This is a genomic window from Bacteroides sp. AM41-16 (assembly GCF_003603495.1).
Classification (GTDB): Bacteria; Bacteroidota; Bacteroidia; order Bacteroidales; family Bacteroidaceae; genus Bacteroides; species Bacteroides uniformis.
In genome coordinates, this window is sequence record NZ_QTNE01000019.1 from 80095 (window position 1) to 93024 (window position 12930).

A 12930-nucleotide genomic window follows, 5' to 3' on the forward strand; every position below is an offset into this window, starting at 1 on the left:
TTGATAACGGCTGCAAATGTACAAAAATTTATGGCTGACAGAAGGGAGTTTTAGTTCATTCTTTACCACTATCCGTTCAAAAAGGTACATTTAGAACGGATAACCGATGGCAAAATGCAACGCCATGCTGTCCTTGAACTTGGGAATATTATAATACCCCGACTTCCCGGTATCATACGGATCATGCAGCCCGATACCCAAGTCCAGACGAAAAACAAGAAAGTCCAAATCGTAACGCAAGCCAAATCCCGTGCCCAAAGCAATCTGTTTCGGGAAATTCTTCAACGTAAATTCACCATTCGGGCGGTTTTCATCTTTACGCATCAGCCATACATTGCCGGCATCCAGAAACACCGCTCCATGCAAGTCGGCAATCATACGGAAGCGATACTCGATATTGGCTTCTATGCGAATATCACCCACGTGGTTGATATAGGTATATTTCCTATCCGTCTCGGGAGGATAGCCGCCCGGACCTATACTGCGTGCAGAAAAGGCGCGCACACTGTTGGCACCGCCGATATAGAACTGTTCCGTATAAGGTGCGGTCGTAGCGTTGCCATACGACCATATCACCCCTCCGGCAATACGCGAGGCTATCATCTGGTTCTTGTCTATCCGGTAATGGTACCTGAATTCCGAGTTCAGCTTCAAGAACTGTGCAAAAGGTACCCCGAAAAGCTTCTTTCCTTCCTCACTGAACGGCTTGCCGAAAATACGGTAGACGGCAGAAGTCAGGTTACCGGCCGACGCAACGGTGGTCTGCCACCAGATGGGGTTACGCTTGCCGCGCACGGAAGCGTTGTCATAAGTATAGGTGTACTCCATGGCAGGAATGAACTGGTCGCGCAAACTAACGTAGAGTGCCGGATTCTCGGCACGCAACGTATCGAAAGCGGCAGTAGGATTGCGCAGTACATTGAATGTCAACCGGAAAGGAGTTATACTGTGCCTGGAAGTCGATTTGGGCTGGAAGTCATAAGTGACATTACCGCCAAAAGCCAACAGCTTATAATACTTGGCACGGTTCATCTGGTCGGCATATAAACGGAAAGTCGTTGTAGCCGGGAAGTCATACTCACGGTCGCCCATCCTAGGAAACACCACGCGCGGAAAGATAAGCGAAGTGGAGATACCCAGTTCATAACTGTTCATCAAGGAAGAACTTGCCTTGCCCGTCTGCCATTCGTACGAACCGTTCAACTTCACATTCCAGCTTTCACCGCCACCGAAGACATTGTTCTTCGTCACCGTAAAAGCGGCACCCGGTCCCGTCTGGTTATTGCTCTTCATGGTGACATTAAAATCCAACTCCGCATCGTAGGGTTTATCGAGCGCGGCAATGACCCTCACATCCAATGTATCAGACACAAACGCCGTATCACGCGGTATATACTGCATCTCCGCATAACGGAAAATACCGACGCTTGCCAGACGCTCCTGAATACGGGTCTGACGGTACAAACTATACAAACTCTGCATAGAACGCTGGCGGGCAATACCTGCGCTGTCCTGTATCTGACGTTTCCGCCGATAACCTTGATAGTTCAACCAACGGTAAAGCATGTTGGGACGTACCGGAGGTTTGTTGTAGTAATGTATGGTCAAGCCTTTGTAATCCATGCTGTCATTGGGTTCCTGCCCCTGCTTTCCAAGAAGATAGACGGATTTACGCCCCACACGGAACTGCTTCTCGGCTACCTTTGGCATACCGGGAACGGGAATCAAGCGCATCTGGACATGCCCATTGGGAACCATCATGGTATCGGCCTGATAGGTTAGGTAGTCGGGACGGAAATAATAACAGCCCACATTACGCAGCAGGGTACTGATACGGGTACGCTCCCCATCCAAATCAGCCACATTGAATTGTTCTCCCGAACTGATAAGGGAACGTCGGCGTCCCAGCTCCATAATGCGAGTGGTACGCTCGCTGAAACCACGATAATATACCGTATCTATAAAGTAGGGGTTACGCATGTTCACCGTATATTGCAACTTTGCCTTCAGCGAGTCCTTCGGGTCGATAAATGTCTTGTAGCTGACGCTTCCGTTGAAATAGCCATAATCGCGCAGCAAGTTAACCGCCGCCTTCTGGCGTATATCGGGATTCACCGTAGACATAAGCACCGGAGTGGCGGCAAATTTATTGAATATCCACTTTCCGAATCCCTTCTCATACTTCTGGAAACCATTGTAAATCCACAGTCCGAAAGGAAAGGGATAGCGGATAGTAGAGCTTCCCAGCAACGAATTGTTCGGTGCCGTAGCAAGGGCGGCTTCCACCTCTTCCATAGCAATCTCACCAACAGACGTTTCACTGCGGTTCAATACAATCATCGGCTTTTGGCCGGTATAGAGTATCTCCCCCTCGGGCAAGTGCTTCGTGGTGGAGCAACCTGCCAGAAATATCAATCCTGCAATATATAATATCAGTCGTTTCATATCACATTCCTACTTTTTCATATCGCTATTTTCAGCCTCCGGTTTTATCTTTTTCTTCCTGAAGATGAAGAGTTCACTCAATCGGTCCATCTTCCGGCGCAGCACAAGGCCGACACCCGTTTCGGTTATCTCACCGTCGAGTATGCTTTCGTAGTTTTTATTATGGAATACACGGACATATCGAGTACCCGACGCATCAAGACGGTATTCCAGCGATATATTGTCAATGAATGATTCCGCATCGTTCGTGGCATTGGCCCCGGTGGACACTTTTCCACCGATGACTATCTGTACGCGGTCGTTGAAGAAACGCTGGGAATAACGAAAACTGAAGTCTTTCTGCGTGTCACCCGTTTCAGCAGAGGTACGGTCTTCCACACCTACACTGATATTGGCCCCTTTTATACCTCCCGCCAAGGAGTTTATCTGGCTCTGAAGCACTGAGTTCAAGGCGGCTCCCATTGACAAACCTCCTCCTTTGGCACCACTGTTCAGGTAAATACCCGTGGCAAGCATGGCAATGGCCTGCTTGCTACGCTCTTCTGCACCCATTGCCTGCAGCTCATTCTCTACTGCGGCATCTTCGGGCGCCGAAATATCGAATATCAAATCGGGAGCGTCAAGCCTGTTCTTGATGGAAATGGAAACATCGAAGTTCACCATGCGCGAACCGTCCCCGTCACCGTCGGCCACAGAAGCACGCATACGTTCCGTAGCCTTTAGGCTTAGCGTAGGATTCATAATATTCCCTCGCCAATCCACATAACTGCCGGGATTGAACTGAAACTCCTTCAAGGGGATGATAGGCAGCGAATATTTCATGACGCCACCCGAAAGGGTATAGCGTCCGGTAAGGCTCATATCCCCTTGGGGAGTATACTGCATATTCAAATCACCGCCACCTTCCAGTTCGATGTATTTGCTGCGGTCGGGACTCAAGTCGGCACGAAGACGGACAGCATCGTCAATATGGACGGACATATACATTTCCAATCCTCCCAACGACATGGCAGGAACTTCATCCGCCTTTACCGACGTCGTATCGGTGAATGAGGTAAAGGTAACCAGCCCACTGAGACGGTCTTCCACCGTTAAAGGGGAATCGGTCAACACGTAGGTTACGTTGGTATTGCCCAGCAGATTCATGTTTCCACGCATCGTGAGCCCGTCAAGCGGTCCCTTCACCGTGGCATGCAAATCAACGAACACCTTTCCATATACCAGACTTTCGCGGGTACGCGGTGCATCCAGCAACGTATAGTTCTCTGCCAGCAGATTGAGGTTGGCAGTAGGACGCTCCATATTCCGGAAATCAACCTTACCGTCAATCGTAAACGGATTCTTGCTGGTGGTATAAATGGCAAACTTATCGAATATCAACTGATTGTCCTTTATCTGTACCGGACGGTTGTCGAACCAGTAACGTGCTCCCGCCTGGCGTGCATAGACAGACACACTGTCCAAAACAATATCACCATGCATTTGAGGCTTGTCCAGCGAACCATAAATATAAAGCCCTCCATCAATATCTCCGGTAAAGGCCACCATTTGGTCAGGGATGAATGCATTGGCCATCTTCAATGGGAAATGCTCGAAACGAGTGGACACTTCCAGAGTATCCTTTCCGTTTTTCTGCGTCAAGATACCGTCGGCGATCATCACTTCTTCGTTATCATGTGTAAAATAGGTATTCAAATAGTGCGTATTCTTGTCGCCCGGCAACCAGGTAGCCCCCAGACCTATATCTCCAACCGGTTGGCGTTCGTAGGTCAGTTTCTCTACATTGGCTTCGGCGGACACCTGCAGGGAAGTGGCAGTCTGTATATAATTTGCTTCGGCGGAGAACAATCCCGTAAGCCGAGGCATATAAGGAAGTACCTCCGTAAGTTCATCCAGGCGCAATCGGCTCAATTCTACGTTTATATTCTGCAAGGAAAGGGTATCATTCTTGTCGGATTGCATACGGAAACACAGACCATCGTCGCTGTCCATATCAATATTGGCATAGACGCGCATATTCTTATGCAGATAAATCCAGTTACTATTGTCCGCAAAGTGGAATTTACGGAAAGCGATAATCGGCTCGGCAGGAATAAGGTTCAGCAGCACACCATCACCGCGACCATGTCCTTCGGTCAACGGACGGGCGTTAATACCGAACAGCACACCAGTCTGCCCTTTTCCATCCACATAATCCACAGTCAGCTCCGCATCTTCATTACGGACTTCCCCCGTCAATGTGCTGCGAAACACAAACTGCGGGTTCTTGGGACCGTTTATGACACCACCTTGCAACTTCATCCGAGCAGTATCCTGCTTCACTGTAAAAAATATCGTATCGAGCTGCAAGGAGTCCATGCGCAATCCGTGAACAGCTGTACGCCCATTGATGCCGACTTGCGGAGTAAATCCGAAGCTCAGTTTGAAATCATTATAGGAAATACCCTTTGCAGCCAGGAAATAGCTGACGGGATTCTGGTTACCGGCTTCCAGATGCATGCCTGCTGAAGGAAGGACTTGGCGCAAAGCGGCATGGTCCAAACGCCGTTCATCAATCTGCTTTGTCAGGATAGAGACAAATTTATCCGACTGTTCCATCAACTTCTTCAACGTGCTGTGGGCGCGGAAACGCAGATTCAAGTCACCGGCGTCAAGCCTCAACTTGAGAGAATCATGACGTGCCTCCGCTCCCATTGTAAAGGCAAACGGGTGTTTCAACGGTCGGGGCACCAAACCCAGCTTATGCAGATTCACCTCTTCCACATTCAAATCCAAAGCGCCATCCAAATAGCTGCGGTCAAGACGCATATCCGCATTTCCCTGCATCTTGAGAAGAACATTATCGCTGGCAAGACGGACGGTAGCAACGGATGACTTGAGTCCGGCATGCGCCTCCACACCGGAAATGTCCCAATGCCCATACTGTAGTTTTTCCAAAGAGGCATTCAAAGCAGCCACAGTCTTTCGTGATGCCACATCCACCCCTTGTCCTTTAGCGGACATCTTTGCCGTAAGAGTATAGATAGAGTCCTTGGGCAGGAAGTGATGCACCTGCAAGTTGTTGATGGCAAGGTCGGCATGGTAGGCTTCCGTAGCAAGGTTATAGGCAGCGTCCAGATTCAAGACGCCTTCCTTCTCCAGCAGTTTCAAGGCGGCAGTGCACTGCGTCCCCTCCATACCGACACGTGCCGCAAGGTGCATACTGTCCGGCACGATGATGGAGCCATCGGGAGCAATGTCAGCTAGTCCGGTCAAGAAGTTCAAGTTCTGCGTATGCATCTCGAAGTCCATGTTTCCATTGCGTTTCACACTGTCGGTCAGGTTCCAGAATTCTCCTCCCCCATTCAACGAAAAGGCTCCGGGCAGCTCAGCCGTAAAACGGGAAATCTGCATCTGCTTCAGGTTTCCTTCCGTACCGGCATGAATCACCAACGGACGGAACGGATAGGCTTCCTTGAAAGTTTCCGGCAGGCCACCGGCAAAAAGCAGTACATCCTGTTTGCCGATACGGGCATTGAAACGGGCTGTCAGACGACCGGTGGTAGGTATATTTATCAGTTCCCAGTAAGTCTGTGCCGTAAAGTTCATCTCACTATGAGGTGTCAGCAACTTCAAAGAAGGGATACGGATAACGGTAGAGTCGGCAAATAACCGCCCGGTCAGGGAAGTCACACTTAAACCGGAACGCTCATACATGGAAAATTCCCGGATAACGGCATTCATATCTCTACCGTAGTACATCACAGAATCAATGCCCATACGAATGTCGCGAAGAGCAATGTGCGAGGGGTCGAAGCCTATCGCACTCCCCGGGCCGCCGGTATCATAATTGACAGAAGTTCCAGTCAGCAGGAATTTTCTCCAGCCATAGAACTGGTGTTTCAGGTCGGCAGCAGCGTCCGCAATCTCAGCATCTCCTATATGGGCTTTCAGCCCCATGGAGTCCAATGGCATCTGTAAATCGACCGAGACGTTCTTCAACTTCAGAGTATGGAGTGTGACTTTCCAGTTTAACGCAGTGTCAGTAGTGTCCTTGGGAGTCTCAGTGGTATCTGCAAGCATCACCTGCACATGGGTATCGCTCAATTCTATATTATTGAGGATGGCATCTTCTTTTGTAAGGTCTATGCCATGGCTTTCGAAAAAGAAATGCCCCAGTACTCCTTTGATGCACATACCTTCCATTAAATTGGAGGAGTTGACAGCAACTTGTTTCAAGGTAATGTCATCCACCTCCACTTTCCCTTTGAGTAAAGGCCATGCCTGTACCCGTACGTTCAAACTTCCAAGATTCAGCAAGGTATCGGGATGCTGCACATCAACAGCACTGTCGGCAGGCTGTACCACCAATACACCGCGGACCAACAAATTCAAAGGAAAGCGAAGGTCAATCCGCTCCACGGATATGTCCATACCCGTAGCATCTGATGCAATTGCTGTAGCCTGCTTCCGTATCAAATTCTGTACGGGAGGCACATAGAGCAGTATCATCAATATTATAAACAGTATAATAGGAGTAAGCAGCACCCACAGTGCTATTCTCAACCATTTTCTTCTCATCGGAACGTCAATCTTTCATCGTATTTAAAAGTCCTACAAAGTAAACAATTTCTTTCGACATTTGGTTCCCGATAGAGAAAAATCATGTATTCTTCTCTGTTCCCCCATTACGGAAAAGCTGTTGCCTGAGTAATGACATCCTCTATCAAAACGAGGGCGGCAAGGGCGTGTTCTTTCAACTCTCCGGTAAAAGGCACTCCATGAGAAGTTTCCAACAGTTTCAGCAATGCAACCAGTTCCGTAGCTCCAATCAACGTAAAGAGGGGAATCATTTTGTGGGAGACAGCAGCCATCTCGTCCACATCCTCATTCTCCACAGCCTTCTGCAAACGCTCCGCATTGAGACGGGTTTCAGCCACAAAACTTTCCAGAATGGACTTTGCAGCCTCGGGGTCATCGACCGAAAAAACGGTGAGCGAAGAGAATTTATACCCCGGGCAAGCCGAAGCTTCCGAAACTTCCGTAACCTCCTTCCCTTTGTCCTCCACATTCAATTCATGCAGCAATTCACTGACGGTAAACGGCTTATGCAGGCATCCGGCAAAGCCATGCGCCGTAAATTCCTCACGCTGCATGTCACTGCGAGCAGTGACAGCAATCACCGGAACAGACTGTGCCTGCGGTATGTTCGAAGCACGCAGCAGTTTCAGTAAATCAAAACCATTAATAGCAGGCATCTGCACATCAGTAAGCAGAACATCAAAGGTTGCAGTGCGCAAGGCATCCAGCAGTTCATCCAGTTGTAAACAAGAGACAGAATTTATACCACTCTGCTGAAGCATGGCGGCAGTAAGGGTAAGCTGAATACGGTCATCATCAATAAGGAGGACATTCTTCAGTGAAGAATGAGGAACGGGGAATGAAGAATTGCCATTCGGCGTGGTAACACATCCCGATTCTTCATCCTTCATTCTCCGTCCTTCACTCCTTACGGGATAGATAGGAATATATATGGTGAAAGTGCTTCCCTTGCCTGGCACACTGTCTACATCAATCGTGCCTTCAAGCAACTGTACCAGCATACGGACGATGGAAAGTCCGAGTCCGAACCCCTCTTTACCCTGAGCACCCGGTAAGCGGGTAAACTCCTGGAAGATACGCTCACGGTCGGCAGGTTCCATACCTCTACCCGTATCAGCAATGGCAACTACCAGTCGACGGTCCTCGTAACGGGCAGTCATGGTAATACTGCCTTGGTCCGTAAACTTCACGGCATTGGACAGCAAATTGTTGATAATCTGGCGCAGACGCAAAGGGTCGCAAATATAGGTACCGTCCAGCTCCGGGGCAGTGTCGCAATGAAGCGCCAGCCCTTTGGCAGCCGTAAGCGGTTCAAAACTGACGTGTATCTCTTCAAGCAGGCGGGAAGGATGAAAGGTGACCCGGTTGACTTCGGCCTTGTTCAAATCAAGACGATGGAAGTCGAGCAAATCAACGACCAACTTCAGCAGATGCTCCGATGAGGTTTTCATATTGTCCAGATAGAACCGCTGGCGCTCATCCACCGTCAGACGGGAAAGCAAGTCGGCATAGCCCATGATAGAACCGAGCGGAGCTTTGAAATCATGGGTAATGGCAAGCATCAGTTTTTCACGGACAGCAAGTAAATCTTCGGCACGACGGCGGGCCTCTTCCAACTCACGGCGGTACCGGTTGCTTCGGGTTATGTCGCGGCCGATGATAATAAGAAAAAAAGCGGAAAGCAACACCGCACCTACGGCAATACCACTGATAATCTTGGCCGAACGGCGTCGGACCGCCTGTTGATACTCGGCTTCCGTCCGTGCACGCAGCAGAGTTTCCGTCTCGTAATCTTTCAGCAAGCTGTCAATACGAGCGGTCAGCATATGGTCCAAGCGTTGCAGATAGCGTTTACGTCGTTGTATAACAGTGTTTACAGCTTTTTTCTGCTGGGCCACAGCACGCAGTTTCTCATGCAAAGAATCGGCCGGATTATAAGGTTCAATCACCGTATCCGTCGCAAATTCGAGGGAGGTCTTTACCTGGATAGCCGTATCTTTCTTTGGGGGGACAAACACTTCACCCAAACGACGGAAAAAACCCTTCTTTCGAGGGCGTGTCACGACGGTATCCCGATGTGTAATGATACGGTGCTGCACACGTTGCTGGGTCACTACCGAGTCCTGCTGGGCAATTATCTGCTCAATGTCACTGGTAGATACCATGCTGTCATTCGCCTCACTCAGCGTACGCAGCATTCTTATCGTATTGGTATCCTTCTCGCGTATCAAAGCTAGTACGCTGTCTGTCCATTGTACATCGCGGTCATCGGTAAGAATAAGGTTCTCCATCTCCCGGTGTACGAAGAACAAGGAAAAAAACAATACCGCCAGCAACAAAGTGTAGCCTACGGCAATCTTTACTTTGGAGACACTGTTCATATTATCAAATCCTTTCCCTGGTCTGTCTACGGAATCTCAGCCACAGCATCACCCCTGCACTGGTCAGTCCAAACGGGAAAGCCATCCAGACCCCCGTCAGTCCCCAGCCGAAGATGAAACCGCAGAGGTACCCTACGGGCAAAGATATAACAAAATAGGATATAAATGCAATAATCATCATCGGTTTCACATCCGAGATACCACGCAGGGCATTGGCAAAATTAATCTGCAATCCGTCACCGAACTGGTAAATCAGGAACGGAAAGAAGAGAGCGGCTACCATACCGGACACTTCCATATTATCTGTAAACCATCCTCCGACCTGACCGCGAAGTGCAAAGACAATACTCAACAGCACCACTTCCATGCATAAGATGACGTGAAGGCCAGCATACGCCGAACGGCGCACATTTTGCCCGTCGCCCTGCCCCTTAAAGTTACTGACACGCACAGCAACTGCAGCACCCATGCCATAATACATCATGAAGGTGAACTGAGAGATAGTGAGCATTATCTGATGTGATGCCAGAGCAAGTGTCCCCAGCCACCCCACCATGACAACACTGAGGCTGAAGGAAGCGGTCTCCATTCCCATCTGCATACCGACAGGCCAGCCCAAAGCATTGAGTTTCCTGAACATCGGTGTCGACCATCCCAGCCTCATAAATCCGAGTCTATAACGGATAAAACGGCGACTACGAAGCACAATCACCGCAAAGACCACGACCATCACAATGCGAGAGAACAAGGTACTTACACCCGCACCAAGCAATCCCATCTCCGGGAAACCCAATTTTCCATTGATCAGAATATAGTTTCCTACGATGTTAAGCGCATTCCCTCCAAGCAGAATCCACATGGCCGTCTTGGTGTCGGTGATGCCATCCGTAAACTGTTTAAAGCCGTTGAACAACATGACAAAAACCAGTGAAGCAAGCAGCACTAGATAATAAGGCTTAATCAGAGGCAGTAATTCTTCGGGCTGTCCCAGCCGCTCCACATTGAAATAGAGAACAGCCATGACAAGAGTCAGCAACAAAGCCACCAGCACATTGGCAACCAGGCTACACCGCAACGCCTGCCCTGCCTCGGCAAAGCGGCGGTTACCGTAGAAGCCCCCTACAACCGGTGTCAGCCCGTAGCTGAAGCCCGTACTGAAAATAATGCAAAGAGTAAACAGATTGTTTACGAAAGAAGCGGCACCCAGTTCCTCCGTGCTGTGATGCCCAATCATCAGCGTATCGGCAAAACCAAGCACAATGACTCCCAACTGCCCCACCACAATGGGTAGCCCCAGGAGAAGCAATGCTTTATAGTGCTGCTTATACGTATCAAATAATTTTTTCATACTAAAGGTTTTCTTTTTGGTAATAAAGCACAATCCCGTTTTCATCGCGGAAGGTCTGTTGGGCGACCCTATGAAGCTGTTCTGCCGTCACAGAGCGGTAATTGTCCACTTCACGGTCTATGTCTTCTGCCTGTCCGGTCAGTTCAAACCAGGCAAGATTCGTGGCAACATTCAGATAATTGATGTTGCCGAATATCTGTGTAGACTCAAACTTGTTCTTTACTTTCTCCAATTCTTGTTCTCCAACAAACCCGGATTTCAACTCTTCCAACTCTTTCCGGACAGCAGCCTCGGCTTGTTCCAAAGATACGCCTGCAGATGGTTTTCCACTGATATGCAGCAGGCCGGCATCCCGTGTACCGGAGATATAGGCATCGAGACTGGAAAAGAACTTCTGCTCCTGCACTAGCCTGCGGGTCAAGCGACTGGAACGTCCATTGCTCAGAATATCCGACAGAATATCGAAGGCATAATAATCGGCATCCTCACGGCTGCACATGTGATAAGCCATGAACAAAGCATCCAGAGGAACATTCCGTTCCACCGTCTGCCGGCGTTCCGCCGTCTGTACAACTTCTTGCGGTAATTGTCTTACAGGCACATTCCTACGGGGAATAGGAGCAAACCATTTTTCAGTCAGCCTAATCGTTTCTTCCCACGAAATATTTCCGGTAACGGCCAGAACTGCATTATTAGGTGCATAAAAACGGAAAAAGAATTCCTTTACCTCATCCAGCGTGGCATTGGCAATGTGAGAGAGGTCTTTCCCGATAGTAGGCCAGCGATAAGGATGCGTTTGATAAGCCAAAGGACGAAGCAGATGCCCCACATCACCATACGGCTGGTTCAGACAACGTTGCTTGAACTCCTCCATCACCACTGCACGCTGCACCTCAAGACTTTGCTCACTGAATGCCAGTTCCAGCATACGGTCGGACTCCAGCCAGAAGCCGATTTCCACATTCGATTTTGGAACCGTCAGGTAGTAATTGGTAATATCATTATTGGTCCATGCATTATTCTCCCCACCTGCCAGTTGCAAAGGAGCGTCATAATCAGGAATATGCACCGAACCTCCAAACATCAGATGCTCAAACAAATGGGCAAAGCCCGTATGCTCGGGATGCTCGTCACGGGCACCTACGTCATAAACAATATTCAAGGCAACCATCTGCGTGCTGGTATCTTCATTGTGCACCAACCGCAGACCGTTGTCAAATATCTTTTTGTTTATCTTCATAAAATAGAATGACAGAATCTATCATCAATCTATCACTGTCACTTTTTTAATAACCACATCCTCTTCAGGACGGTCGTTACGATCAGTCTTGACCTTCTGTATTTTATCAACTATATCCATACCTTCCAGCACTTCACCGAATACGGTATATGCACCGTCCAAATGCGGAGTACCACCCATGGTAGTATAAGCCTTCACCTGCTCGGGAGTAAACTTGAACTCCGGTTCCTTGGCAACCTGAGCCTCTGCCTGCGCAATCAAAGAATCTTGCAAATCCATCAGACCGTCCTGGTCATTATTCTTACGCATCTTGTAGATTTCCTTCATATGCTTCTGGGCCAATGCATTGAAAGCATTGTTCAGGCGCATCTGATTCATCTGCTGTTCCATCCCCAGCAAGGTAGAGTCATTATACACTTTTCCAGTCACAATGTAGAACTGGCAGCCGGATGATGCCTTGTCGGGATTCACCTCATCACCCTGGCGTGCAGCCGACAAAGCACCTTTTTTGTGAAAATACTTCGGATAAACAAATTCGGCAGGAACAGTATAACCTACGTCGCCTGCCCCCAGCATCTTGCCTTTTGGAGCCTTTTTCGATTCCGGGTCACCTGCTTGTATCATAAAGTCCTTGATGACACGGTGGAACAGCGTACCTTCATACGTGCCGTCTTTCACCAGCTTAATAAAGTTATCACGATGTTTCGGGGTTTCATTATACAGTTTCACGGTGATGTCACCCGCACTTGTTTCAATCTTTAGCTTCGTTTCTTTTTCCATATTTTCCTCTTTCTTTTGTCCCGGCTTGCAAGCAGTCAAACCGCAAACCAGTATAGTTAATAATACAATTAGATTCCTTTTCATTTTGTTTTTTATTTAATTTAAGTTTGCAAATATACTAAAATCAGACAAAAGCACTTACCTTTGCCTACATA

General features: G+C 48.7%; 6 protein-coding genes. All 6 read right to left on the bottom strand.

Annotated elements, in window-relative coordinates:
- Positions 1 to 90 precede the first annotated feature (90 nt).
- Positions 91 to 2445, bottom strand: a complete 2355-nt coding sequence (locus DW896_RS15840; RefSeq protein ID WP_009037264.1) for a BamA/TamA family outer membrane protein — start codon at positions 2443 to 2445, stop codon at positions 91 to 93.
- A 9-nt stretch (positions 2446 to 2454) separates the two neighbouring features.
- A complete protein-coding gene (locus tag DW896_RS15845; protein WP_117588695.1) occupies positions 2455 to 7005 on the bottom strand; it encodes a translocation/assembly module TamB domain-containing protein in 4551 nt (1516 codons plus the stop codon).
- Positions 7006 to 7112: 107 nt separating this feature from the next.
- Positions 7113 to 9407, bottom strand: coding sequence for a hybrid sensor histidine kinase/response regulator (locus DW896_RS15850; protein ID WP_118264520.1), 2295 nt, complete (start codon positions 9405 to 9407; stop codon positions 7113 to 7115).
- A 4-nt stretch (positions 9408 to 9411) separates the two neighbouring features.
- On the bottom strand, positions 9412 to 10755 hold the full coding sequence (locus DW896_RS15855; protein ID WP_119993541.1) for an MATE family efflux transporter: 1344 nt from the start codon (positions 10753 to 10755) through the stop codon (positions 9412 to 9414).
- 1 nt (position 10756) lies between these two features.
- Complete coding sequence (locus tag DW896_RS15860; RefSeq protein ID WP_119993544.1) at positions 10757 to 11995, bottom strand: pitrilysin family protein; 1239 nt, start codon at positions 11993 to 11995, stop codon at positions 10757 to 10759.
- Between the two features lie 24 nt (positions 11996 to 12019).
- Positions 12020 to 12859: a peptidylprolyl isomerase gene (locus tag DW896_RS15865; protein ID WP_117966295.1), complete on the bottom strand. Its 840-nt coding sequence runs from the start codon at positions 12857 to 12859 to the stop codon at positions 12020 to 12022.
- Positions 12860 to 12930 lie beyond the last annotated feature (71 nt).